Annotated in this window: 16 protein-coding genes; 3 read left to right on the forward strand and 13 right to left on the reverse strand. The window is 62.1% G+C overall.

Annotated features, from left to right (window positions below; all coding sequences use genetic code 11):
- Positions 1–94 precede the first annotated feature (94 nt).
- Positions 95–1,363: a hypothetical protein gene (locus ACG33_RS12840; RefSeq protein ID WP_066921768.1), complete on the forward strand. Its 1,269-nt coding sequence runs from the start codon at positions 95–97 to the stop codon at positions 1,361–1,363.
- Between the two features lie 169 nt (positions 1,364–1,532).
- Here the strand turns inward: ACG33_RS12840 and ACG33_RS12845 are convergent, their stop codons facing one another.
- The 6 genes from ACG33_RS12845 to ACG33_RS12870 all read right to left on the reverse strand — a co-directional run bounded on the left by ACG33_RS12845 (position 1,533) and on the right by ACG33_RS12870 (position 9,586).
- The gene (locus ACG33_RS12845) at positions 1,533–2,651 is read right to left on the reverse strand and encodes an NAD(P)/FAD-dependent oxidoreductase (protein WP_066921770.1); all 1,119 of its coding nucleotides are present in this window, start codon (positions 2,649–2,651) and stop codon (positions 1,533–1,535) included.
- Entirely contained in the window at positions 2,648–3,973 is a 1,326-nt protein-coding gene (locus ACG33_RS12850; RefSeq protein ID WP_210399072.1) for an SAM-dependent methyltransferase, read from the reverse strand. The genes ACG33_RS12845 and ACG33_RS12850 overlap by 4 nt, the downstream gene beginning before the upstream one ends.
- Before the next feature lie 246 nt (positions 3,974–4,219).
- Positions 4,220–5,890, reverse strand: coding sequence for a SulP family inorganic anion transporter (locus tag ACG33_RS12855; RefSeq protein ID WP_066921772.1), 1,671 nt, complete (start codon positions 5,888–5,890; stop codon positions 4,220–4,222).
- Positions 5,891–6,001: 111 nt separating this feature from the next.
- The gene (locus ACG33_RS12860; protein ID WP_066921774.1) at positions 6,002–6,292 is read right to left on the reverse strand and encodes an oxidative damage protection protein; all 291 of its coding nucleotides are present in this window, start codon (positions 6,290–6,292) and stop codon (positions 6,002–6,004) included.
- A 28-nt stretch (positions 6,293–6,320) separates the two neighbouring features.
- Positions 6,321–7,403: an A/G-specific adenine glycosylase gene (mutY, locus tag ACG33_RS12865; RefSeq protein ID WP_066921775.1), complete on the reverse strand. Its 1,083-nt coding sequence runs from the start codon at positions 7,401–7,403 to the stop codon at positions 6,321–6,323.
- Positions 7,400–9,586, reverse strand: a complete 2,187-nt coding sequence (locus ACG33_RS12870; RefSeq protein WP_066921777.1) for an AsmA family protein — start codon at positions 9,584–9,586, stop codon at positions 7,400–7,402. Before ACG33_RS12870 ends, mutY begins: the two co-directional genes overlap by 4 nt.
- A gap of 80 nt (positions 9,587–9,666) precedes the next feature.
- Between ACG33_RS12870 and ACG33_RS12875 the strand changes: the two genes are divergently transcribed.
- Positions 9,667–13,464, forward strand: a complete 3,798-nt coding sequence (locus tag ACG33_RS12875; RefSeq protein WP_066921778.1) for a hybrid sensor histidine kinase/response regulator — start codon at positions 9,667–9,669, stop codon at positions 13,462–13,464.
- A 136-nt stretch (positions 13,465–13,600) separates the two neighbouring features.
- Here ACG33_RS12875 and ACG33_RS12880 read toward each other — a convergent pair whose 3' ends face one another.
- The 5 genes from ACG33_RS12880 to ACG33_RS12900 all read right to left on the reverse strand — a co-directional run bounded on the left by ACG33_RS12880 (position 13,601) and on the right by ACG33_RS12900 (position 20,234).
- A complete protein-coding gene (locus ACG33_RS12880; RefSeq protein ID WP_083536917.1) occupies positions 13,601–14,734 on the reverse strand; it encodes a diguanylate cyclase in 1,134 nt (377 codons plus the stop codon).
- Positions 14,735–14,824: 90 nt separating this feature from the next.
- Positions 14,825–16,024, reverse strand: a complete 1,200-nt coding sequence (locus ACG33_RS12885; RefSeq protein WP_066921781.1) for an EAL domain-containing response regulator — start codon at positions 16,022–16,024, stop codon at positions 14,825–14,827.
- A complete protein-coding gene (locus ACG33_RS12890) occupies positions 16,014–18,413 on the reverse strand; it encodes a hybrid sensor histidine kinase/response regulator (protein ID WP_066921783.1) in 2,400 nt (799 codons plus the stop codon). The genes ACG33_RS12885 and ACG33_RS12890 overlap by 11 nt, the downstream gene beginning before the upstream one ends.
- A 46-nt stretch (positions 18,414–18,459) precedes the next feature.
- On the reverse strand, positions 18,460–19,185 hold the full coding sequence (locus ACG33_RS12895; RefSeq protein ID WP_210399073.1) for a response regulator: 726 nt from the start codon (positions 19,183–19,185) through the stop codon (positions 18,460–18,462).
- 371 nt (positions 19,186–19,556) lie between these two features.
- Entirely contained in the window at positions 19,557–20,234 is a 678-nt protein-coding gene (locus tag ACG33_RS12900; RefSeq protein WP_066921787.1) for a response regulator, read from the reverse strand.
- 195 nt (positions 20,235–20,429) lie between these two features.
- On the opposite strand from ACG33_RS12900, the gene ACG33_RS12905 reads away from it, so the two are divergent.
- Positions 20,430–21,875 (forward strand): hybrid sensor histidine kinase/response regulator, encoded by a 1,446-nt coding sequence (locus ACG33_RS12905; RefSeq protein WP_168160095.1) that lies wholly within the window; start codon positions 20,430–20,432, stop codon positions 21,873–21,875.
- Between the two features lie 59 nt (positions 21,876–21,934).
- Here ACG33_RS12905 and ACG33_RS12910 read toward each other — a convergent pair whose 3' ends face one another.
- Both ACG33_RS12910 and ACG33_RS12915 read right to left on the reverse strand, forming a co-directional pair.
- Positions 21,935–23,113, reverse strand: a complete 1,179-nt coding sequence (locus ACG33_RS12910) for an EAL domain-containing response regulator (RefSeq protein WP_083536923.1) — start codon at positions 23,111–23,113, stop codon at positions 21,935–21,937.
- Between the two features lie 2 nt (positions 23,114–23,115).
- The gene (locus ACG33_RS12915) at positions 23,116–25,506 is read right to left on the reverse strand and encodes a hybrid sensor histidine kinase/response regulator (RefSeq protein WP_066921793.1); all 2,391 of its coding nucleotides are present in this window, start codon (positions 25,504–25,506) and stop codon (positions 23,116–23,118) included.
- Between the last annotated feature and the right edge of the window lie 7 nt (positions 25,507–25,513).

The raw sequence follows: 25,513 nt of genomic DNA on the forward strand, positions 1-25,513 counted from the left end.
GATACATACGCCTTCTTCGGTTTTACAGATATTTAGTTGATATCACAAGGAAGGCGTCAAATACATCCAAACTCTACAATAAGAAGGAACTGACATGAGCGATCATTCAAAAAAATTGCTTTCAACAGCAATCTTCGCGACTGCTCTTGCCGTGAGCGGATGCGGCGGCGGTGGCGGCGGCGGCAGTGGCGGCAGTGGCGGCGGTGGTGGCGGCGGTGACGGTGGTGGTGGTGGCGGCGGTGGCGGTGGCGGCGGCCTCACCAGCCTCTCCGCCACAGTTGTGGACCCCTATATCGAAGGCGCGGTGTTTTGCCTGACCGACACTGGAAGCTGCAAGCCGGATGATCCGCGCTCGAATGCCTCCGACAGCACAGGCAAGATCAGCTTCGAACTCGAAGGACCGATACCCGAGAACGCCATGCTGGTCGCCGATTCCGATGCAGGGCTCGGTATCCACAACGGCACCGACTTCATGTTGACTATGTCTGCGCTGGTAAACACCGATGCCGATGATGTCGTGATCTCTCCGATGACCACCCTGCGTGCAAACTCAGCCACGGTGAGTGGGAATGGGGTAGATCACGACAGCGCTTTGACCGATGCCGACATCGTCGAATTACTGCAAGCAGCCGGGCTCGCCGAAATTTCGGCACAAGATATCTCTGCCGACCCCATGACAGACATTGCCGAACTCTCCGGCGAGGTCGACGACGCACAGTTTGCGCGCATCCAGGGCGCTCTCAGCACATATGGTTTTCTGCGGCTGGTTGGTCTATCGAGCACACTCAGCAACATGTCCGCAGCTGAACTCCTCGCCAGCGGTCTGGAGACGGAAAACGACACCAGCAATGGCGCCGTTCAACAGATCCTCTCGACTATGATCGAAGCCGTTCAAACCGCGGTAAATCCAGCCGTGATCGACGCTGCGCAGGATTCTATCGATCAGATCAATGACTTTATAGAGGCTACTCCTTTGAGCAGTCGGCCCTTCCCGGCGGTGACCGCCGAGGTGATCGTCAAGGCCGGCGTCGCCATCATCGACATGGTAACGGGAAAAGCAGTAGAGGCCTGCGAACAGGCGGATGGCGACTATACTGCAGGATTGAACGCTGCAAGCGCGCTATTGGGTAACGCCGGCTTTGCCGGCCTTGTAACTCGGCTCGGCACCAGTTACTACGGCGCCCACAACAAGGGGGTATTACAGAAATTTATAGCCGAGGTACCCATGACGGACGATATGGATGCTCTACTAGGAGCGAATCCTGCCGGTAACTGGCTGGATACAGGCATGAGTTGCGAAAGCGGCCACTTTACCGTGGATTCAGACCTAACCTACACCTGCATCGTATCCGGACAAGACTAAAACCGATCCAGGACCCAAGCGGCCGGAGCGGTACCAACCCACGGCGGCCCGCGAGTGAATTCGCGGGCCGCCGTCAATTGGAGTCCGCATGTGGTTTGTCGGCGGACTCCCAGTGTATTGATCTTCTTCCCATATGCAGGGCATCGTCACGCCGCAGCGGACGTCCGGCTCAAACGCGCAGAGCCGCCTGATGGGCATGCAAAAACCAGCGGTCCAGCAATACACGCCGCGTGAACCACCGGGTCTGCAGCAAATGGCGCGCCAGCGACAGGCGCAGGCCTGAGGGAATACCTTTCGAGAGCGTGCCGCCGCCGCGTGGACCGAAGCGCTCCCGCAGCCTGTCTTCGTACCCGGCAAGGCGCTCACGACGATAATCGCCGGCGGCAGCGGCGATCACCCCTGCAGCCAGCAACCCTGATTCGACCGCCGGACGGATGCCCTCTCCGCTCTGGGGATATGCCAGACCCGCCGCATCGCCGATGAGCATGACGCCGTCGGCCAGCACGGGACGCCGCGCGTGCGAATACAGCAAATAGGCATGTCCCTTGAAATGCGCCGATGCGTCTTGCGGCACCTTCCCCTGTGACTGCAGCCTGCTCCAGAAATCCTGCACGCGCTCGGCAAGCCGATGATTGCCCTCGCGCCCCAGACCCACATTCAGATAATTGCCCTTACGGAAACACCAGCCGTAACCTTGCAGATCCTCGCTGAAATACAGCTCGGGCTGCTCGGCGGAAACACCGCAGCGTGCCGCCTGGGCGGCGCTCATCACGAATTCGGCTTCCTGGGCGGCGATGGCCCGCTCATCCTTGCCGAGTTGCGCCCCCAGAAAACGCGCCACAGGACAAAAGTGGCCGCCGGCACCGATCACCAGAGCGGTGCTGATATGCCCGTTGACCAACCATCGGCCATCCTGGCGCCGCATGTCTTTCCAGGTCTCGCCCAGACACAGCTGCGCACCGCTGCGCGCCAGAAGATAATGATCGAACTCGCAACGGCGGATACCATAGCTCACAATGCCGCCGTAGCGCACGGTACGGGCGGCATGTTCACCCAAGCCTGCCGTGAAGGCTGTAATCGGCTGCAACACCCGTCCACTTGCGTAGTCGCGAAGGTCGATCTGCAGCACCTCGACGACCTGCGGCGTGATCCATCCGGCGCAGACCTTGTCACGCGGAAAGCTGGCCTTATCGAGAACCACGGTCTGCAGTCCTGCTCGACGCAGCGCGCGGGCGCAGCTCGATCCCGCCGGACCGCCGCCGACGATCAATACATCACAATTGATCATCGCTCTTCCCGTGTTTCCACGACGGGTACGGCGGACGACCGGGGTTGATACAGGTCATCGCGCGTCCAGGGGATCTGATTGTTCCTGCCCGGCGAAAACACCACCTGGAACAGCTGCATCTCCCCGGTCGTGAACGCAGCGATCGACCCCAGCAAGTACAGACGCCACATTCTCACAAAACGCTCGTCGAACATCTGCGCCACACGATCCTTCGATTGCTCGTACAGCGCATGCCAATGGCGCAGGGTGCACGCATAGTGCAGCCGCAGATTTTCGACATCCAGCACCGAGAACCGGCAACCCTCGAAGAGATCCATCATCTGTTTCAGGGAAGGAGGATTGGCCCCCGGAAATATGCGCCGGTCGATCCAGCGATTCATCGGCTTCCAGCGGTTGCGGCCGATGCTATGAATCAATCCCAGCCCATCAGGCTTCAGGCAGCGATTGATCAGCTCGCCCAGCGCCGGATAATTCTCGATGCCCACATGTTCCAGCATGCCTACGGACACGAATGCATCGTAGCTGCCTTCGATATTGCGATAGTCCTCTTCGACATAGCGTACACGATCGCCGATACCGGCCGCCTGAGCCCGCCGGCGCGCATACGCAATCTGTTCGCGCGAAATATTGAAAGCCGTGACCCGCACACCGTAATGCTGCGCCATATGCAGCGCCAGAGCACCCCATCCGCACCCGGCCTCCACGACATGCTGCCCGGGCTGTAGCCGCAGTTTGCGGCAAACGTGGTCCATCTTCGCGAGCTGCGCTTCATCGAGGCTGGCCTGGGGCGTCGGATAGTAGGCACAGGTATAGGCCATCGTGGATCCCAGCCACAATGAATAAAACTCGTTGCCGATGTCGTAGTGGTGATGAATGTTCGCACGCGAACCCTGCAGCGTATTGGCGCGCTTGCGGTGCAGCCGATGCACCACCCGGCGCGCCATGGCGACGGAACCGCTGGCATCCGCGCCCCGATAGAACTCCTCGAGCATTTGCTCGAAATCACCGTCGACCTGGATGCGCCCATCGCTGTAGGCTTCCCCGAATTGAATGTCCGGGTCTGTACACAGACGCAGGAGCGTGCGGCTGTCGGCAATACGCAAAGTCGCCACCGGCGTCTTGTCCGGCGACAGGATCCGTTCGCCATTCCACAACACGACGTCGACGCGGGGATCGCCAAAGGCATGCAGCAGGCTGCGCAGGATTCGCGCCGGTACCGATCGCCCCTGGCCGGATCCGGCGCCGTGCGGATCGTTCGGCGGCTCGCCATCGGCACGCCGCGGTTCGTGCCCGGATATACGCGCCAGCTGCGCGTTCGTCACGACGGCTGGCGTCGACGGCGGCTGTCGTGACGAAGGTATTTGTGCAACCCTCTGTGAGGTTCCGGCTGAGCTGTCATCGACTGTCTGCACTGCTCGACCCTCCGGACTGGACGTCGGCGCCATTGTAGTGTGGACCCATCGGAATAAGCACTTAGCCGAATTGTCGTCCACATGCAAGCATCTTGCACAAGAGAGGCTGTCCGAGAGTACCTTTCGAGAATACTCGCCCCGACCAGGTTCGCCGTCTCAATCGCCGCCTTGCAGCGCCTGGTCCTGTGCAGATGACGCAGCCAGAATCCACAAAGCGGTCGGCAGGTCTTCGCAGAAGTTCTCCCGGCCAAGCAGATCGATGAGCCCCGCCTTATCCAACTTCACTCGCACGCGCTCGCTTGCGCCTGTCATCATCACCCGCACCTTGCGGCGCTGGAAATCCCGAACGACTTCCTCGAGCGTCTGCAGACCCGTGATGTCCATGAACGGCACCCATCGCAGCCGGATGATCAAGACCTTCGGATCGGTGTGGGTGCTGGCCAGGGCCCGCTCGAAATTCTCCACCGCACCGAAAAAGAACGGTCCTTCGACCCGGTAGACCAGCACATTCGGCGGCAGGGTCAGGCCACGCAGCCTGAGTTCATCTTCCAACTGCGGCCCGCTCTGGAGCTCCACCTCCACGCTGGCCGCCATACGCCGCAGGAAATGCAGCGTCGCCAGGATCACGCCGATATTGACCGCGACGACCAGATCGACGAACACGGTCAGAATAAAGGTGACCAGCAGAATGAGCACATCTGCGAGCGGCGCGCGGCGTACCATCTTGAGGAAATGCCGGGCCTCGCCCATGTTCCAGGCGATGACGAACAGGATCGCGGCCAGCGCGGCCAGCGGCACATGCACGGCCAACGGCGCCAATAGCAATACGATCAGCACCAAGGTCAGGCAATGCACGATACCAGCAATGGGAGAATTGCCGCCGTTGCGAATATTGGTTGCGGTGCGGGCGATCGCGCCTGTCGCCGCGAATCCACCGAACAGCGGCGCGACGATGTTGGCGATGCCCTGTCCTATCAGCTCCTGGTTCGAATCATGGCGTGTCCCCGCCATGCCGTCCGCCACGACCGCGGATAACAGCGACTCGATCGCGCCCAGCATGGCGATCGCGAAAGCGGGGCCGATCAACTCGATCACCCGCCCGGCGGTCACCTCCGGCACCTGGAAGGACGGCAGGCCCGAAGGGATGCCGCCGAATGCCGTGCCGATCGTCGCCACCCCGGAAAAATCGAATACCGCCTGCACCAAGGTCGCTGCGATCAAACCCACCAGGGGTCCGGGCAGGCGCCGCACCCTGGGGATGCGCGGCGTATAGATCACCAGCAGCAGGGCCATCACTCCCAGGGCGGTGGTCGCCGGATGCAGCTCCGGCAACGACAGCAGCAGCTCCGGGAGTTTCTCGTGGAAATGCTGCCCGCTCACCGCCGGCAAGCCGAAGAAATCCTTCCATTGCCCCACGAAGATGATGACCGCGATACCCGATGTAAATCCGAGAATCACCGGGTCGGGAATGAACTTGATGATCGCGCCCATGCGCGACAGGCCCAGCAGCAGCAGCATCACGCCCGCCAGCAAAGTCGCGATCTGCAAGCCGTCGATGCCATGCTCGGCGGTAATGCCCGCGAGGATGATGATAAACGCACCGGTGGGCCCGGCGATCTGTACCCGGCTGCCTCCCAGGGCCGTAACCAGCAGGCCGGCGACAATGGCCGTATAGATGCCCTGCTGCGGCTTCGCGCCGGATGCGATCGCGAATGCCATCGCCAGCGGCAGCGCCACGACGCCGACGACCACGCCGGCAACGATGTTGCGCGCCCAGTGTTCGCGTCTCAGCAGCCCGGCGCGCCCAGCCTCCAGCAGCGCGATCATGGCAGACGGGCAGCGTCAGCCGCGCGGCAACCCTGTGCGCCGGACCGCCGCGCGGCACCGGACACCTGCATCAGACCATCGTCGGCGCTGTTGTTCAATCGCGGAGATCGGTCAGTTCTGGGAGGACGACGGCGAATCGGGATCCACGAATTGCTGTGGCCGCTGCGAGCCTTCACCGAAAAAGAATTTCTCCATTTCCTCGACCAGGAACTTGCGTGCTTCTGGGTCGATGGGCGTCAGGCGATATTCGTTGAGCAGCATCGTCTGATGCTTGATCCAGCGCTGCCAGGCTTCCTTGGAAACATTCTCATGGATGCGCTGACCCAGCTCGCCGGGATAGGGCGCTCGCTCCAGCCCTTCGGCTTCGCCGCCCAGCAGCACGCATTTGACCATCCTCGCCATGTGCCAAGAATACCAGAAGCACGGCCCGTTACGGCAGTGCCGCAAGCAGATCGATGACCGGCTTGGCCAGGCCGATCTTCGCGGGCCGGTGTGCATGGTACCAGCGATAGCGATCGAGATCGGCGACGCCAGGGCGCTCACCCACCCGAATCAGCAAAGGCCGCAGACTCAGATCGAAATGCGTGAAAGCATGCGCATAGGGCGCCAGGGCGCGCAAGTGCAGCACGTTGTTCGTGACCGGCCCCGCGTTCGCGGCCCATTGTGCGGCGGCGCGACGCGTGTCGAACTGCGGGAACGTCCACAATCCACCCCACAATCCGCTTGGCGGGCGGCGCTCCAGCAGCACCGCCCCATCCCGGCGCTGCAGGATCAGTGCATACGCACGCCGCCGCGGCCGCGGCTTTTTCGGTCGCGGCGTCGGCAGGACCGACTGGCGTGCCTCGATACGCGCCACGCAAAGCAGGTGCAATGGACAGGCCGCGCAATCCGGACGTGTACGCACGCATACCGTCGCGCCCAGATCCATGATTGCCTGGGTATAGCGGGCCACGCCGCGCACGGGCGTGCAAGCCTCGGCGAGCCTCCATAAGTGACGCTCGATGTCGCTCTCGCCGGGAAAACCCTCTATCCCGAAATAGCGGCACAGCACCCGTTTGACATTGCCGTCGAGAATGGCGTGCCGCTTCGAGGCGGACAATGCCAGGATCGCGCCCGCCGTGGACCGGCCGATACCCGGGAGCGATTGCACCGCCTGGAGCGTCTCGGGAAAACGTCCGCGGTGTTCCGCCACGATACGTTGCGCGGCACGATGCAGATTGCGCGCTCGCGCGTAGTAGCCCAACCCGGTCCACAAGTGCAGCACCTCGTCGATCTCCGCCGCCGCCAGTGATTGCACGTCGGGAAACCGCGCCATGAAGCGCTCGTAGTAGGGTATGACCGTCGCGACCTGAGTCTGCTGCAGCATGACTTCCGAGATCCAGACCCGATAGGCGCTCGGCCGATGCTGCCATGGCAAGTGCTTACGGCCGGCGATCTCGAACCAGCGCAATAGATGTTTGCCGATGAAGACGATCCGTTCGGCCGCTTCGGCGGGAAGCGCCGCCCGCGTCATCGCTTGAAGAGATCCTGCAGCTTGTCGCCGAGCTTTTCCCTGATTTTTTCCTCGACTTTTTGTTTCTCCTGCTCGACGCGCTCTTTCACCCTGCCCTTCAGGTAACCCTCCACATCGGGGCGCACTTTCAGGTCGGCGAACGGACCGGTCACCGTGACCGGAATCTCGGCATCGATCACCTCCTGCATTTCCTCGCCCAGCGCGCTTTCGCGCGGAATTTTCATGACGGTGGCCAAGAGACGGTAATCGAGCGTTTCGGCAGGGATATCCATCGTCCCTTGGCCGGACACCTGCAAATACTGCATCGCGACCCGCAAATCATCGTTCGACAGCACGCCCCCGCGAATCACGCCCGAACCGGTCGCCGCGGTAAACGGCGTACGCGCCGGCCCGCTGCGTGCCGGAACGGTCTCCTGTTTCAGCAACGCACGGGCGCGCCGGATCTCGTACCACAGGTCGGCGCCCTCCAAAGCGCCGTCGGTTACCGAAAAATCGAGCGAACCGTTCAGCGTCCTCACGATATCGTCGCTGGTCCGGCCCCTGCCGGACGCCTTGATATTCGCGCTGCCCTTGCCGGAGACCCGCTCCGAGTCAAAAAAATCCTTGAACAGCGGCGCGAAGTCCACGCCGCTGACGTGCTCATCGAGCGTGACTTGGGCCTCCTTTCCAGCCGCATCGATACCGATATCGCCGTTGTAACGGCCGCCATACATCGACGCTTCCGCGGGATGGAATCTCACTTTGCCGTCACGAGCATTCACACCCAGCCGGAGTTGAGTGAACCGAATGCCGGCGAAGACCGCCTCCTGCACCCGCAACTGGCCACGCGCATCGAGCTTGCGCAAGGCCTCGAGCGGCAACGGCATGGGCGTCTCGTCCCGTGGTCCGCCGGCACCTTCCTGCGGCGGCGCCAGATAGCGATCCGCGTCGAGACGATCGACATCGAGATCGAAGCGCAGCGCCATAGTGTCGAAGTCGGCCACGCCCAGCATTCCCTTTGCCGTCGTGTCGTCCAATTGCATCACCATGTCGGTGAATTGCGCCGAGGACTTATCGAGCGTGACCTGACTGGAAAAGCTCAGGTGCTTGAACACCTCCGGATCCCGGGTCAGCGGCAATTCGATGCCGAGTCTCGGCAGCCACTCTCGTGGGGAGATCGGCGCCAGCGTCAAGGGCCCGGAGATCCGCGGGGCATCCAGGATGCCGGCGCCGTGCAGCCTGCCCCCCAACTGCGCTCCCGCGACGTTCAGGTCCACATCCGTCAACTCCAGGGTCTGGGCGGCCAGATCCAGGTCCGAAACCTTGGCCTGGAGGGCGATCGGCACGCCCGCGGACGGGAATCCGTCACCTTTCCAGCGCGTGGCCACGCTCAAGCCATCAAGTTGGTAACGCTTCCGGCCGATATCCGCCTCAAGAACGCCGGCGCGTACCTGGAATGGCAGTCCCTCGCGAGGATATTCCGGACCTGACAATGTGACGTCGATCTCGGGTTCGGCCAACCGGTAAACATTGCGCTCCAGGTCGGCCGTAATATGGGTCACAACATGCACTTTGATCGAAAACGACGCTTCCTGCTCCAGGACGAAGCCTGCCGTGAAATCGAACGGCTCGCCGGATTGCAGTCGTCCGGTCTTCAGATTGAAGTCACGCACGGCCCTGCGCGTGCCCTCCCGGCGATTCTCGATCAACAGCGCCGCATCCCGGATCTCCAGCCCTGCAATGATGATCGGCGGCGGCGCAGCGCCGTCGCTTGCCGCAGCGACGGACTGTCCCGACGCCTGGCGCGCAACCAGATCGTCCCAGTTGTTGCGTCCCTGGGCATCCGTAAGCAGCCGGATCCGGGCGCCGGCGAGCCGTACCGCACCCACCTCGAACCGGCCGCGCAACAGGGGCAGCAGTTTCGCACTGACGCGTGCCTCCCGAATCGAAACAAACGGCTCCTCGCCGAATCCCGGCGCTTCCCCGATGCTGGCGTGCCCGGTCTGCAAGGCCAGCCAGGGGAAAACAGACAATTTCAGCTCGCCGTCGAGAGACAGCGGGCGCCCCAACTGGCGTTCGGCCAATCGCTCGATATCGTTCCGATAATGGTTCGGATCCACCAGCAGCACGATCAGCAACATCGCCACGACGATCAAGGCGGCCAGACCGGCGGCGACATAGACGGCAATCTTCAGTATGCGCATCGGAACTCCTCGACGAACCGGTTCGTCAACACTGTGCGCGGGCATGCGTCCGGCATTCTATCAGCCGGGGTGCACCCGGCATGATCGTGCAAAGCGCAGTGACGCACTTCATCGCCGCCTGCACCGGCGCGGCGGCGCTGTGGCTGCTCAAGAGTACGTTTGTGCGCCGGGCATCCGGACGGGCCGGCGCGCGGGACGGACCGGAAAGCCAGACGCCGCAATCACCGCCCCCTCTTCGCGCTGCTGCGGATGACCAGATGATCCAGCCGCAATCGCCGCTGGATCGCCTGAACATCGCCATCCAAGCAGCCGGCTTGTCCGTCTGGGAAGCAGAACTGCCCAGCGGCCGATTCCTTTGGGTCGGCAATCCCATCCGGGTCTTCGGCCTCGAGGAACTGCCCCTGAGCCAGTACAGCGAGGCACTCGCGCAATATTTGCATCCCGAGGATTACGGCCTCCTGCTGCGGGACGTCGCCAAAGCCCTGGCCGCCGGTGAGCGAATCCTCTCGAGCCGCTTTCGCCTGGAGCGCGCCGGCATGATTCGCCACATGCAGACCTATGCACATGTCGTGCTGGACAGTCAGGGCACGCCGGTGCGGCTGGTGGGCGCCACCCAGGACATCACCAACGAGGTGCAAGCCGCCGACCTGCTGCAACGCCAGGCCGAGCAGGAACGCGCCCTGTTCGACCGGCTGAACATCGCCACCGAAGCAGCCGGCATCGTGCCCTGGGAATACGACATCGATGGAGAGCGTTTCATACTTGGGGATCCGCAGGCCATCCTGAGCCTGCACGGTATCGACCCGGCCGACAGCGACGCCGAGGAATTTCTTGGTATCGACCGGTTCTTCACCTTGATACACCCGGACGATCGCAACGTGTTCACCGATGCCCTGGGCGAGGCGCTCAAGGCCGGCCGTAATTGCTATTCCTGCCGTTATCGTTGCCTGGGTGCCGACGGCAGGATCTCGTATATCCGCTCGCATGCACGCGTGGTATTCGATCAGCACAGCCGGGTCCGCCGCCTCTATGGCGTGGCCTGGAACATCACCGAGGAAATCTCGGCCGCGGAACGGCTGCGCCAGCAGGCCGAGCGGCTGCGTAGTGCCGAGCGGCGGCTGGAGCGCGCCTCGCTGTCCTCCTTGGAAGGTCACTGGGAGTCCAATCTACAGTGCGGCACGGTCTGGTTTTCGTCCAGCTATCACGCGCTGCTGGGTTATGAAAACGGTGAATTGCCGTGCAGCTTCGAGGGTTTCCGGGAAACGGTTCACCCCGACGATCGACAATCCGCGCACAAGGTCAGCCTGGCCCACGTCCGCAATGGAACGCCGTTCAGACACGACCTGCGCCTGCGCATGAAGAACGGCGATTATCGCTGGTTCCGCCGGCACGGCATGGCCGAGCGCGACGACAGCGGCCGCGCCTTGTCGATTTCCGGATCGATCCAGGACATCCATGAGCAAAAACTCGCCGAAGATGCGTTGAAACTCGCACAACAGCGTTTCGAGCGCGCCATCAACGGCACCCAGGACGGGTTGTGGGAATTGGAGGCGAACGGCACTGCGTGGTGCTCGCCGCGAATCGGTGAACTGCTGGGATACGGCCAGGACGAACTGCCCAGCGACAGCAACTTCCTACAGCTGTTTTTACATCCCGGCGATGCCGCCACGGTGGTATCCGCGACTCGGGCGCACTACGAAGAGGGCTGTGCATACGACATCGAAGTTCGTCTGCGCACCAAGCCGGGAGATTACCGTTGGTATCGTGCCCGCGCCACGGCCGAGCGCAATGCGCACGGCGAACCCCTGCGCCTGTCCGGATCGCTTCAGGACGTCACCGAGGCGCGCACCGCACGCGAGGCCTTGTTGAGCGCGACCGAGCAGGCGGAAGCGGCGAATCGGGCGAAGAGCGAATTTCTCGCCAACGTAAGTCACGAGATCCGCACGCCCATGAACGGCATCATCGGCATGACGGGGCTGCTGCTGGAAACCGGCCTCGACCGCATGCAGCGCGACTATGCCGATACCATCCGCTCCAGCGCCGACTCGCTGCTCAACATCATCAACGACATCCTGGATTTCTCCAAGATCGAGGCTGGGAAACTCGATATCGAAGCCATCGATCTTGACCTGCGCAGCAACGTGGAGGACGTGGCCACGATCATGGCCTTCCAGGCGGCGGCCAAGAATCTCGAACTCATCGTTCATGTGCATCCGGACGTCCCGAATCGGGTCATCGGCGATCCGCACCGTCTGCGTCAATGCCTGCTCAATATGGTCGGCAACGCGATCAAATTCACTCATCAGGGCGAAATCGTGATCGAGGTCAGCCGTGTGGGCCGTAACGACACCGGGGTACTCGCCCGATTCGAAGTTTGCGATACCGGCATCGGCATCTCGGAAAACACCCTGGCCAAGCTATTTCAGCCGTTCGTCCAGGCGGATTCTTCCACGACGCGGCATTTCGGCGGTACCGGTCTGGGCTTGTCGATCGTACGGCGTCTGGTGGAAATGATGGGCGGCAAGATCGGCGCTCGAAGCAAAGTCGGCAAGGGTTCGACTTTCTGGTTCGAACTGCCGCTGCAGCCGACGGAGGCGACCGGGCAGCATCTCGTGCTCGATATGAACCGCGTCGGCCGGCGTGTCCTGGTCATCGACGACAACGAGACCAACCGGCGCGTCATCGCCGGCCAACTGATGCATGCGGGATATGAAGTCAGCCTGGCGGCATCGGGAATCGAAGCGCTCAGCATCCTTCACCAGGCTGCAGCCGACGCGCAGCCGTTCGATGTCGTGCTTGCCGACCACCACATGCAAAACATGGATGGCGCCACCCTGGGCGAGCGCATCAATACCGATCCTGATCTTTCCAGCGCCCGCATCGTCATGCTCACCTCCATGGACCGGCACGGCGACATGCAGCGCTTCGCGTCGCTCGGCTTCGCCGCCTATCTCACCAAGCCGGTGCGGCCGCGCGAGCTGCTGGCCTGTCTGGACCGGGTGTTGGCACGCGACTCGCGCGAATGGCATATGCAAAGCCAGCCCATCATCACCCGCGGATCGCTGGCAAGCAGCGAGTCACGACGCCGCTACGGCTGCAGCGTCCTGCTGGTGGAAGATAACGCCGTCAATCAGAAAGTTTCGGTGCGTTACCTGGAGCGCATGGGCTGCAAGGTGCGTGTCGCCGACAATGGCGCCGAAGCGCTTCGAGCCTGGCGCGAGACCAAATACGATATCGTGCTGATGGATTTGCAGATGCCGGTCATGGACGGACTCACCGCCACGGTCCACATCCGGAAACTGGAGGGCGGCGGCACCCGGACACCGATCGTTGCGCTGACGGCCAACGCCATGTCGGGACAGCTGGAACGCTGTCTGGCGGCGGGCATGGACGGATTTCTCACCAAACCGTTGGAAATCGCACGACTGCACGAGACGCTCGAGCGCTTCGGACTGGGCGGACATGCCGCCGGCATGGCGCCGATCGATGAGGTGCCGGCGACCGGTGCGACACCGGTGAACCTGGCCCGCTTCAATGAGATCGTCCAGGACGATCCCGAGTTCGCTCACGAATTGACATCGACGTTCATCTCCAGCGGCGGACAAATTCTTCAGGAAATCCAGACGGCATTCCAGTCCTTCGACCGCTCCGGCCTCACCCGTGCCGCGCACAAGTTCAAGGGCGCCGGTGCGAATGTGCATGCCGAACGTCTGCGCGACCTGGCCTATACCTTGGAAGCCCAGGCGCAAGGACTGGACCAGCCTCGGTTGAAGGAACTGATCGATGCGTTGGCCACGGAATTCGCGCGCGCCGCTGCCTTTCTGCGCGCCCAGACTGCTGGGCCGAAAATCACCGGTCAGCAACAGAAAGCCGGCTGACCGACCGTTAATCAGGCCGAGCTGCTCAGGCCGAATTACTCAGGCCGGATTGCGCAGGCCGGATTGCGCAGGTCGGCTTCATCGAGACGCGGCCGGCAAGCGGCGGCCGCATAACGGAGCGGCCGCGCAGTGCGGTTCAATCCAGTGGTGCGACGCTGACCCGATTGCGTCCACTGTTCTTGCTGTCGTATACGGCCATGTCACAATGGGCCATCAGCCCGTCGAGCGATGCATCAGACGACACCTCGCCATGCCAGCCCGATACCCCGAAGCTAGCGGTCACCGCCAGCTTTCCGCAGGAAGACACGAAGGGCTCGGCGGCCAGCCGCTCGCGCAAATTTTCCGCCGCCACCGCCGCTCCGGATATGTTGGTCTCCGTCAGTACGACGACGAATTCTTCTCCGCCGTAGCGAATCAGCCAATCGACGGCCCGTATACCGCTGCGCAGCCGCTGCGCAACGGCCTTGAGCACTTCATCGCCGCACTGATGACCGTACGTATCGTTGATGTTTTTGAAGTGGTCCACATCGCACATGATCGCTGCCAGCGGACGGTGATAACGAGCGGCATGCTCGATTGCGCGTGGCAGCTGTTCCATGAGATGCCTGCGATTGTGCACTCCCGTCAACGGGTCGGTCACGGACAGCTGACGGTTTTCCTCATTGACCAAGCGCAACGAACGCTCCAGGGTGACGATGCGCTTGCCGGTATTCAGACGAGCCATCAGCTCTGCCTCGACAACCGGCTTGGTGAGATAATCGTCGGCGCCGGAACTCAGGCCGGTCACGACATTCTCGATAGAATCACGGGCGGTCAGCAGCACCGTGTAGATGTAGGGTTGCCGCCGCAAGGACCGCAGTGCGCTGCATAGCGCCACGCCATCCATCTCGGGCATCTCCCAATCGGTGATCATCAGCTGGAAATCGCCGGATTCGAGCATCGCCAGCGCCTGCCTGCCGTCCGCGGCCATTTCCACCTCGTAGCCCGCGCGGCGCAGCAGCCGCGCCATGATGAGCCGCTGCGTCGCCTCGTCATCGACCAACAGGACGCGCCAGCGCGATTCCGGAGGCGATCCTGAAAGCAATCCACCGGATGCCGCCTCCACGGTGTCGGGAGCGGGCGCCGGATCAGGCGCCATGCCGTGCGCCGGTTCGGACTCCGGACCAGGCTGGCCGGCAGACAGGATCGAGGACTCGGGTCGCATCCCGGAGGGCTGCGTCCCGGAGGGCGGTTCGGCTAGCTGGCCGGATACCTGGGCGTACTGGCTCATTGGCGTACTCGCTCATTAAGGATCAGCCGGCTAATTCGTGAACGAGCATCCTAACCGCGCGGCGTTCGCGCCGCCACCGACGGGTACCGGTCACGCACTGTGAACCGTCCCCATCGATCCATACAATGCGTTCCATTCCCGCGTGCATGCCGCCAGCGCATTTCCCGTCATGGGCCGGCCGATGAAATAGCCCTGTGCACGGTCACAGCCGACCGCGTCCAGGAAATCCAGCACCTCCTGGGACTCTACCCCTTCGGCACAGGCGGTCAGGCGCAGCTTATGCGCCAGAAGCACCATGGTTTCCACCATGGTGCGTGCATCCTCATGGGAAAACACGTCACGCACGAATGAGGTATCGATCTTCAGCTCGCTGAACGGCATCAGGTACAGCTGCTTCAAGGAAGAATAGCCGGTGCCGAAATCATCGATCGACAGGCCGAAGTTTTTCACGCGCATACGCGTAAGGACGTCCATGGTCGTATCCGGATCGGACATGGCGGCGCTTTCGGTCACTTCGAAAATGATCCGCCGCGGATCGGCGCCGGCCTGATCCGTCATGCGCGCCACCTGATCCGGAAATGAGCGATCGTTCAGCAGCTGGGGCGATAGATTGATTGCAACCGACAGAGAGAGCCCCGCAGCGTCCCAGGCACGGCACTGCGATAATGCTGTTTCCAGAACCTGCTCCGTCAGCGTACGTATCAGACCATGCTTCTCGGCCAAGGGAATGAACTGCGCCGGAGAAATCATATCCAGCGTGGGATGCTGCCAGCGCGCCAGCGCTTCGACTCCTTCGATGATCCAGCGGTTCGGTGCGATGCGCGTGGCCTTCGGCTGGTAGTACACATGGATCTCGCGCCGCGACAACGCGGCAACCAGCGACTCCGGATCGATCGGTGCGGCAGTGAGGAGGCAGCGGCCCAGCAATGCTTCCAGATCGGCCAGCAGGATCGGTTTTTGCAATGCACCCAGCATATGCAGCCCTTGCGCCTGCCCTATTTTTTGTGCCGTCGCCAGCACGCGCTGATCCATGCCGCTGGCCACCAGGATCTGCGCCTTGCTGCCGCGTTCGCTCAGATAACGCAGCAATTCGATGCCGTCGGTACCCGGCATCTGCAGATCCATGACCACCACGGTCGGGAGAAATTCCTGCACGGCGCGGCGAAAAGCCTCCGGTTCGGTCACCACACAGGTTTCATAACCCAGACCGATGGCCACTTCCGAAATGAACTCGCAAAGATCGGGCTGATCGTCGATCACCAGCAGCTTGTTGGCTTGTTCAGGCAACATGCATCTCCCGATCGAGCACATGGCGAATACGCATGGCCAGATCCTCATTGCGATAAGGTTTGATGATGATATCGGCCGATATCAGCTCGACTGTACCCGCGAGCACGGCATTTTCTGCATAACCCGTGGTGAACAGCACGCCGATCTTCGGCCGCAGTTCCCGGGCCCGTTTCGCCAGGGCCGGTCCCAGCATTCCGCCGGGCATCATCACATCCGTAAACAACAGATCGATGATCTCATCTTCGCGCGACAGTATGCGCAGCGCCGCCGCCGCATTGGCGGCCGTCAGCGTTCGATAGCCCAGTTGCCCCAGCGCCGTCGCCGCCGTTTCGCGCAAATCCGCATCATCCTCCACGACCAGGATGGTCTCGGTGCCGCCGGGGGCGATCTTCGTGACGATCGTATCTACGTAATCCAGATGTTCTTCATGGCAGCGCGGCAACAATATTCTCACGGTGGTACCGGCACCCGGGAGGCTCTCTATCGTCGCGACGCCTCCGGCTTGTTCGGCAAAACCATGCACCATGGCCAGCCCCAGGCCGCTGCCCTTGCCGGACTCCTTGGTCGTGAAAAACGGCTCGAAGACGCGCTGCAGCACTTCTCGATCGATGCCGATACCGGTGTCGCTGACACTGATCGAAACGAATTCACCGGGCTCTACCCGCGGATGGTCGGCACAGAACAGCGCATCCAGCGTCGTATTCTCGGTTCGTACAGTCAGACGTCCCCCCTGGGGCATGGCGTCACGGGCGTTGATCGCCAGATTCAGGATCGCATTTTCGAACTGTCCGGCATCCGCCTGCGTATGCCACAGCCCGGGCGCCTGATCCATGCGCACCTCGATCGAATCACCCAAGGTGCGTTGCATCAGTTCGGACAGACCCGACAGCTGCCGATTGAGATCGAGCACGGCCGGATCGAGGATCTCACGCCGCGCGAATGCCAGCAGCCGGCGCGTCAGGTCAGCCCCCCGTACTGCGGCCCTCATAGCCGTGTGCACTTTGCGGGCCAAGGCCGGAGTCTGCGCCACGCTACGCTCCAGCAGCTGCAGATTACCGATGACGATACCGAGCAGATTGTTGAAGTCGTGGGCAATTCCGCCGGTCAATTGGCCGATTGCCTCCATTTTCTGCGATTGCAGCAGATGCGCTTCCAGCCGCTTCTGTTCGGTCAGATCATAGACGATATGAAAGAATCCCATGACGACGCCATGCGTGTCGAGCTGCGGCACCAGGTGATTCTCCCATTCGCAGATGACCTCGTTGCGCATGCCGGATTGGCGCATGTACACCGTCTCGCCGCGAAACACCGTCGGCAGATGCGGTCGGATCTTTGCGACCGACTCCGCATCCAGCACGTCGCACGCCGATCTACCGATCAGTTCGGAGCGCGGCCGGCCCAGCCACTCCTCCAGAGCGCGATTTGCATAGGTTACGATGAAATCCCGATCTACATAATCGATGGGGATGGGGACCGCGTTCAACGTCAACTCGAAAAAATCGCGCGTTTCCCGCAGCTGACGTTCGGCCACGACCAGATCCGTGACATCCTGCACCGTACCATGCAGACGCACTGTCTGTCGGCCGCGCCGCTCTCCCTTGATGATTACGCGGGCCCAATATTGCCGGCCGCTTGCACGCATGAACGGCAGATGCATGTCGGTTTCCGCGCCGCTGTCCATGGCCTTCTTCACCGCGGCATCGAGCCGGTCCTGCTCCGCACGATCGAATCGTTCCCGCAACGAGTCGAATTTGACCGGATGATCCAGCGACAGGCCGCAGATGGCGTACAGCGCCTCCGTCCAATGGGTGTTCCCGCTCTGGACATCGTATTCCCAACCGCCGATGCGCGCGGTCATCTGCAAGTCCTTGAGCAAATGATCCAGGCGCACGCGTTCCGTGACATCGCGGAACACCAGGATCGTACCGACCGACACACCCCGCTCCGTGACCGGCAGGATACGGTACTCCACCGGCCGATATTGTCCGTTCTTGCGCCTGAGCAGCGCGCCGACGCCGCGCATCATATCGGTGGTGTGGCGCGTCTTGCGCACCGGATCACGCGTATCCTCATCCTCGTGGGTATCGATCAGGATCCGATAGTCCAGGCCCGGCAGTTCTTCCGGGCTGTAGCCCAGCATTTTTGCGGCTGCCGGGTTGGCGTAAAGCACCATCCCGGCACTATCGAGTTCCAGCAATCCTTCTCCGGAGCCCTCGACGATCGACTGATTGCGCCGATGCATGCTCAGCCGTTCGGCATGTTCGCGCAGTCGCCGATGCGCTCTCCTGGACGTTACGAACAGATAAAGAGCCGGCACGCCGGCAAGTATCAGCCCGATCAGGAAAGTGGTGGCTGGATAGGCGCCGGTCGTTGTAAGCAGTTCAGACATACTACTCGCGCATGGCCGTGCCGCTCAGCGCGCTCTCACCGTACCCTCAGGCATTCTGGGTCGGTTCGCGCCCCGCATACCAATTCACGGCATACTGCATCAGCTGCGCGGAGGTGCGCAGCGACAGCTTGCGCTTGATGCGCTGGCGATGCGACTCGACGGTTTTTACGCTTAAGTTGAGGGCCTCGGCCGTCTGCCGCGTGGACAGTCCCTTGCCGATCATGTGCAGCACCTGCAGTTCGCGATTCGTCAGACTGTCCACCGGATTGGAGGAGATATACGCGCCGCCGGAGGCGAACTTCTCGATCATGCTGTTGCCGACCGCTTCACTGACATAAATGCCGCCCTCCAGTACGCGCCGCAGAGCAACCAGAAACTGGTCGGAGGCGGCCTGTTTCATGATGTAGCCATTGGCGCCGGCAGACAGCATCCGCTCGGCATAGATCGCCTCATCATGCATCGACAGGACCAGCAAGGGCAGCGAGGGATAATGCGCCCGGGCGTCTTTCACCAGTTCCAATCCGTCACCCTGCTTCAGGGAGACATCGACGATGACCGCGTCCGGCTCCAGCTCGCGAATCAGCGATTTGGCTTCGCGGGCTGTTTCGGATTCGCCGCAGACTTCCAGGTCGGCTTCCGCCTCGATGAGACGCCTCAGCCCCTGGCGCACGATGGGATGATCATCGACGATCAGCACGCGCCGCTTGCGGCTGCTGCTCATCCCGGCCGGCGGGCGATGTGTGGTCTTGGATAAAGAAGACCCGACATTCATTTTAAAGTACTCCTAGTGAGAATCCGGTGGTAGAACCGTGACAATAAACACCTTACCCCTGCTGCCACACGAGTGCAGCCGTACAGGCCGCGCACTCCTCGACTGCGCTCTTCTGTCCGGCCGGCCTTCGCCCGGCCGGTTTTCGATAGGCTTGGCCGGCCGCATGAGCGGAACCGCCGTAACGGCGACGAAATGGTCGTCGAGCAGCCCCGCAGAGGAATATCAGACAATCCCCTAATATCGGCACCCGCGCCTGTTGCCGGGGCGGCCGCAATGCCGCCGGCGGGATCCGGGATGTCCTTGAAATCCGTACCATAATCTTTCCAGCCATGCGTCGTCGGTCCTGCCGTTCTCCTCCCTGCAGGCCTGTGCTATGGTGGCACGAGCATGGAACTTGCATATTCGCTGACCCAGCGGGTAGCGTAGCGGATCAGCTCGCTGGTCGAACGTAAATTGAGCTTCTCGCGCATGTGGCGCCGATGTGCATCGACCGTCTTCATGGACAGATTGAGGCGTTGGGAAATCTCTCGGGTGCTGGTTCCGGCGCCGATCAGATGGAACACTTCCCGTTCGCGCTCGGTCAGCGCCGAAACCGGATCCTCCTGTTTGCCCGGTGTCCGGCCGCGCACGAGCCGGCTCAGCAGGCGCTCGCTCATCGACGCGCTGACATGCCGCTGGCCACGGGCCACCTTGCGCAGCGCCGCCAGGAAGTCTGCGCCGGCGACGCTCTTCATCACATAGCCGCCGACACCTAGCCGCAGCAGGTTTTCGGCGTACAGCGCTTCATCCTGCATCGACAACACCAGGATGCGCACGTCGGGGTGGCTGGCACGAAGCCAGCGTACGAGTTCGCTGCCGTCGTCGGGACCCAGGGCCAGGTCTACTACGGCAACGTCCGGAGTTCGAGAGGAAATCATCAAACGTGCATCCGCGATCGACGACGCCTCTGCAACCAGCATGAAGTCCTTCTGTCCGGTCAGAATCTGCTTCAAACCCTCCCGTACGAAGGGATGGTCGTCGATGATCACGACCCGCGTCTGTTCCGACACCGCGCGCGCTCCGCTAGCTTCATCGTGCGCCGCGAGCAGGACCCCCCATGCTTGATCGACGCAACGAACTTTCGATATTGGGTTATCACCCGCACATGCACAAGGGTCCGATCGCGGCGATTTTCCGCTTTTTCCTCAAGGCACCGGCATACCCGCCCGAAACAGGAAGCAGGATCGACGCCGATGGATGAGGATATGACAGTACATTTGCGTTTCGTACTGCTCGAGGATGATTCGAGCGACGCCGAGTTGATCCGGTTCGAACTTGCCAGGAACGGGCTCGCGGTCGAGTGGCTGCACGCCGTGTCCGAGGGCGATTTCCGCAAGGCGCTCGATGCGCCTCCTCCCGATCTGGTACTCGCCGACTACACGCTGCCGGGATTCGACGGACTGGCTGCATTGAAAATCGCCATGGAACGCTGCCGGGACGTACCGTTCATATTCGTTTCCGGCTCATTGGGCGAGGAGCGGGCGATCGAGGCCCTGAAGAGCGGCGCCACCGACTATGTGCTGAAGGATCGACTGCAACGACTCCCTGCCGTGGTCAAACGCGCCCTGACGGAGGCGCGCGAACGCCGCGAACGACGTCTGGCCGAAACGGCGTTGGAGGAGCAGCGCATCTTGCTCGGTACGCTCATCGACAATCTACCCCAGATCATCTACGCGGTGGACGCCGACAACCGCCTGACCGTAATCAACGCTGCCTTGCTGAAGTTGGCGCCCTGCAAAGCCGGCGACATACTGGGACGCCGGTTGTCGGAAATCTGGAAAGATGAGGATACGGAAGAGATCGAAGCACTGGCCGCCGACAGCATGCGCACGGCGCGTCCGCTCATCGACCAGGAGCGTGCGCGGATCGCGCCGAATGGGTCCATGATTTGGTACACGCTGACCCTGATGCCGCTGCGTGATCAAAAGAGCGTTTCCGGGCTGGTCGCCACGATTCAGGATGTCACGGCACGCAAGGTCCTGGAGCAGGAGATCCTGGAGATCTCCAACCGGGAACAACGCCGTCTCGGTAGCGATCTGCACGACGGATTGGGTCAGGAGTTGACGGGCTTGTCACTGCTGGTCAAGGGTCTGGAAATGCAGGTCTCGCGGGAATCGCCGCAATATCTTGCGCAAATCACCAAGATCAGCGGTCTGCTGGCACAAGCCATCCAGAGCACGCGCTCTCTGGCCCGCGGCCTGACACCGGTCAACCTCGAACACGGCGGACTGCCTGAAGCACTGAAACTACTGGCGGAACATTGCTCCGACATCTACAACCTGTCCTGCACTTTCGACAACGGCGCCCTCAAGCTGCCGGAACTGGAGGAAAGCGCGGCAACCCACTTGTATCGAATTGCGCAGGAGGCCACCACGAATGCGGCGCGCCATGCACGCGCGCGCGCGATTTCCATCGAATTACGCTATACGGCGCGCCGGCTTCACCTGATCATCACCGATGACGGTATCGGGCTGAGCACCGCCCTTGCTCGGGGCGCACCGGGAATGGGACTGAAAATCATGGAGTACCGCGCCCGCATGCTCGGCGGCACGATCACCTTCGAGGAGCCAGGCAAGGGAACGCGCATCGCATTGTCGGCACCGCTGCAGATGCTACGCCGAACCAAGGAGCTGGCCCGCCGCGGCATGTAGGGTGCCGCCCTCGCCCCGCATGGCGCCGCCGCCGGCCCCTGCAGTCCGGATCCGGCGAATCAGGAACGGTGACGTCCGTCGTTCCACACGCCGATGAACGATTCCATCTCTGCAGCCGGCATCGCCTTGGCGATATACTCTCCTTGCAGAGCATCGCAACCGCATTGATCCAGGAAATCGAAGGTCTGGGCATTCTCCACGCCTTCCGCACAGACCGTCAGCGACAAGTTGTGCGCCAGATCGACGATGGCGCGCACCACCGCAGCTGCCGGTTTGCTGCCGGCGATTTCGGCAATCAGCTCTCCATCGATTTTCACCTCGCTGAACGGCATCTTGTATAGCTGCGTCAGCGATGACAGGCCGACACCGAAATCGTCCAACGACAGGCCGACTCCCTTTACACGCAGGCGCGTGAAGATGTCCATCACCAATTCGGGATCATCCAGCGACGCCGCCTCGGTGACTTCCAGCATCAACTGCGCCGATGGAACGTCGAACTCCGTGAGTATGCGGACCAGCCGATCAGGAAATTCCAGATCCTGAACCAGCCGTGGCGAAAGATTGACGGCCGCGGCCAAATGCAGTTTCTGCTTGCGCCACTGACCGATCTGTCGGATCGCATCCGCCAGGACGAAATCCGTCATGTCGACGATCAACCCCGACTGTTCCGCCAACGCCAGGAATTCAGCCGGATACAGCAGGCCCAAGCGGGGATGGCGCCAGCGCACCAGCGCCTCCGCGGCGCCCACCAGCCAATCTTTTCCCGCACGCCGCAGCTTGGGCTGGTAGTGCACCAGCAGTTCGTGCTCATCGATCGCACTGCGCAACTCTTCCGCGGAAATCCGCGCGCCCGGCTCGAGATGGGTCGTCAGCAAGCTCTCGATTTCATCGAGCATCGCCGGTTTCTGCAGCGTCCCGAGCATACGCAATCCAAGGGAATCCCCCAGCTGACGGGCGCTGGCCAGCACGCGCTGGTCCATGCCGCTGGCCAGCAGGATGCCGCTGCCGATACCCAGGCGCGCCAGATAGCGCAACGCCTCTATACCGTCCATTCCCGGCATTTGCAGATCCAACAGAATCAACGCCGGCTGGCGACGTGTCAGCTGGTCACGGAAGCTTGCTGCCGTATCGGCCGTGATCACCTCGCAACCGATGCCCTGGCCGATTTGTTCGATCAACTCCAGGAAGCCGGCTTCGTCGTCCACTGCCAGCAATAAATTCCGTTCCCGCCAAAACACCCTCAGACCTCCTTTTTCTTGCCGTCCAAGCTGTCGCGGACACGCCGCGCCAGCTCTTCCAGCGTGTAAGGTTTCGCCAGCAAATCGATGACCCCAACCAGGATGCCCCGGCTCATGACCGAAGTTTCGCTGAATCCGGACGTCAACAATACGCGGACATCCGCATGTCTAGCCATGATCTCATCCACCAATTGGGACCCCAGAACCCCGCCCGGCAACATGATGTCCGAGAACACCAGGGCGATATCCGTGTCCCGTTCAAAGCATGCCAGCGCCTCATGGGCGTTGCCGGCCTCGAGCACGCGGTAGCCGAGGCTGCTCAGGATGTCCACGGCAGTCGCCCGAACCGCGGCGTTGTCCTCGACCACCAGAATGGTTTCCGTACCTCGCGGCAGATCGGGTTCCTGACCTTCCTGCGCCTCGACGCACGGCGCATCTTCATGTGCCCTGGGCAAATACAGGCAGGCGCTCGTTCCTTCTCCCAACTGGCTGCGGATCTGTATGTGTCCGCCGGACTGCTTCACGAAGCCATACACCATGGACAAGCCCAGGCCGCTGCCCTTGCCGACATCCTTGGTCGTAAAGAACGGTTCGAATACGCGCTTGAGTGTTTCCTCGGACATGCCCATGCCGCCATCCCTCACCTCCAGCATGACGTAATCGCCCGGCACCAGCTCGGACGGCATCGACTCCTGGACTGTCTCTGCCGGTGCCGCGATGTTTTCCTGGGCGGCGCGCACGCCGCCTATGACCCTGTTGCGCGTCGTGATCGAGATGATACCCCCGGCCGGCATGGCATCGCGGGCGTTGAGCACCAGGTTGAGCACCGCGTTCTCCATCTGCCCCGGATCCACTCGGATCGTCCAGAGCGGCGTCCTCAGGTCGCTGGCGATTTCCACGTCCCCGGTGAGCGTGCGCCGCAGTAATTCGCACATGCCGCCGATGAGCAGATTCAAATCGACGACCCGGGGCTCCAGGACTTGTTGGCGCGCGAATGCCAGCAGGCGTCGGGTCAGATTGGCGCCTCGCATGGCGGCGCTCAAGGCGGTATCCGCCTGGCGCAACAGGCGCGGACTTTCACGCAATGAGCGTGCCAGCAGCTGCATGTTGCCGATGATCACCGACAGCAGATTATTGAAGTCATGAGCAATGCCGCCCGTCAGACGTCCGACGGCCTCCATTTTCTGGCTCTGCCGCAGTTCGGCCTCCAGTTGCCGTCGCTCGGTCAGATCGCGTGCGGCGATGAAGCAGCCCAGGATTTCACCCGCATCGCCGTAATGCGGGATGAAGGACGCCTCCAGATCGATGAGATAGCCGAGCGCATTGCGGTAGCGCTGCTGGCTTTCCATCACCTGTCCTTGCAGCGCCCCGCCGAGATACGGCTTCAGTTGCGCATGGATACGCTGGCCCAGCACCTCGACGATCGCACGGCCACGCAGGCTCCCCAGGGAGCGCCCGGCAAACTCCTGCGCCGGACGATTCACATACACGACCCGCTCCTCGCGACATAGATAGAGGATCAGCAGGGGCAGCGAATCCAGGATGGTGCCGTAGAAGTCCTGACTGCGATGCAACGCCTCCTGCGCATCGATCTGTTCACTGATGTCGCTCAGGGCTCCCGACAGGCGTATGGGCCGCCCGCCCGCATCACGCTCGGCCTCCCCCCGCAGCCGGCACCAGCGAATCTCCCCCTGGCGCGTGATCACCCGGCAGCGGATGTCCAGGCGGGTGCGGCTTTCCAGGTGCGCGCGAATCTTGCCTAGTACCAAGACTCGATCATCCTCGTGAAGTACATTCTGGAAAGCCAGGAACGTGTCGGGAAATTCCTGGGCGTCGTAGCCGAGGATGGCGCGAAATCGCTGCGCGTACCAGACGTGGCCGCTGTGCAGATCCCAGTCGTACAGCCCATCGGAGGTACCGCGCACGGCCCGCTCCCAGCGCTGCTCGACATCCTTCGCATCCCTCCGGTCCCTGGACAGATTTTCCAGGGTGACCAGAATATGTCCCGGAGACAGATCTTCCTCCGGGGCGGCCTCCTGCGGGAACGTATTCTGCAAATGACACAGGCGAATGCGCCCCAGGAAGGCCGTGCCGCTCTTGTGATCGATCGGCCAGTCCCCCACGAAGGACCGGCCCGTCTTCAATGCCTTCTGGAATTCGCGATTCAATTTCGGGTCGGCGGGCAGAGTGATGAACCGGGCCACACGGCGATCCGAGGCACCTTTGATCTCATGTCCGGTGAGTTCAATGAAACAGTGATTGGCATACAGAATCGGCCGCCGCGGATCGCCTGCGTCGACGATGAGCACTCCGTACCCGAGAAGCTTACCCAGGGTGTCCAATACGGCATCCAGGGCCGGCGGGATGGGCGAAAGACTTGCAGCAGCGGTCATTGGACGG

This window comes from Steroidobacter denitrificans (genome assembly GCF_001579945.1).
GTDB classification, from domain to species: Bacteria; Pseudomonadota; Gammaproteobacteria; order Steroidobacterales; family Steroidobacteraceae; genus Steroidobacter; species Steroidobacter denitrificans.

What these genes read in the sequence shown, in the direction of transcription:
- ACG33_RS12840 (WP_066921768.1), top strand. Translation starts at nt 95, where the DNA reads ATGAGCGATCATTCAAAAAAATTGCTTTCAACAGCAATCTTCGCGACT.
- ACG33_RS12845 (WP_066921770.1), bottom strand. Translation starts at nt 2,651, where the DNA reads ATGATCAATTGTGATGTATTGATCGTCGGCGGCGGTCCGGCGGGATCG.
- ACG33_RS12855 (WP_066921772.1), bottom strand. Translation starts at nt 5,890, where the DNA reads ATGATCGCGCTGCTGGAGGCTGGGCGCGCCGGGCTGCTGAGACGCGAA.
- ACG33_RS12860 (WP_066921774.1), bottom strand. Translation starts at nt 6,292, where the DNA reads ATGGCGAGGATGGTCAAATGCGTGCTGCTGGGCGGCGAAGCCGAAGGG.
- mutY (WP_066921775.1), bottom strand. Translation starts at nt 7,403, where the DNA reads ATGACGCGGGCGGCGCTTCCCGCCGAAGCGGCCGAACGGATCGTCTTC.
- ACG33_RS12870 (WP_066921777.1), bottom strand. Translation starts at nt 9,586, where the DNA reads ATGCGCATACTGAAGATTGCCGTCTATGTCGCCGCCGGTCTGGCCGCC.
- ACG33_RS12875 (WP_066921778.1), top strand. Translation starts at nt 9,667, where the DNA reads ATGATCGTGCAAAGCGCAGTGACGCACTTCATCGCCGCCTGCACCGGC.
- ACG33_RS12880 (WP_083536917.1), bottom strand. Translation starts at nt 14,734, where the DNA reads ATGAGCCAGTACGCCCAGGTATCCGGCCAGCTAGCCGAACCGCCCTCC.
- ACG33_RS12885 (WP_066921781.1), bottom strand. Translation starts at nt 16,024, where the DNA reads ATGTTGCCTGAACAAGCCAACAAGCTGCTGGTGATCGACGATCAGCCC.
- ACG33_RS12890 (WP_066921783.1), bottom strand. Translation starts at nt 18,413, where the DNA reads ATGTCTGAACTGCTTACAACGACCGGCGCCTATCCAGCCACCACTTTC.
- ACG33_RS12895 (WP_210399073.1), bottom strand. Translation starts at nt 19,185, where the DNA reads ATGAATGTCGGGTCTTCTTTATCCAAGACCACACATCGCCCGCCGGCC.
- ACG33_RS12905 (WP_168160095.1), top strand. Translation starts at nt 20,430, where the DNA reads ATGACAGTACATTTGCGTTTCGTACTGCTCGAGGATGATTCGAGCGAC.
- ACG33_RS12915 (WP_066921793.1), bottom strand. Translation starts at nt 25,506, where the DNA reads ATGACCGCTGCTGCAAGTCTTTCGCCCATCCCGCCGGCCCTGGATGCC.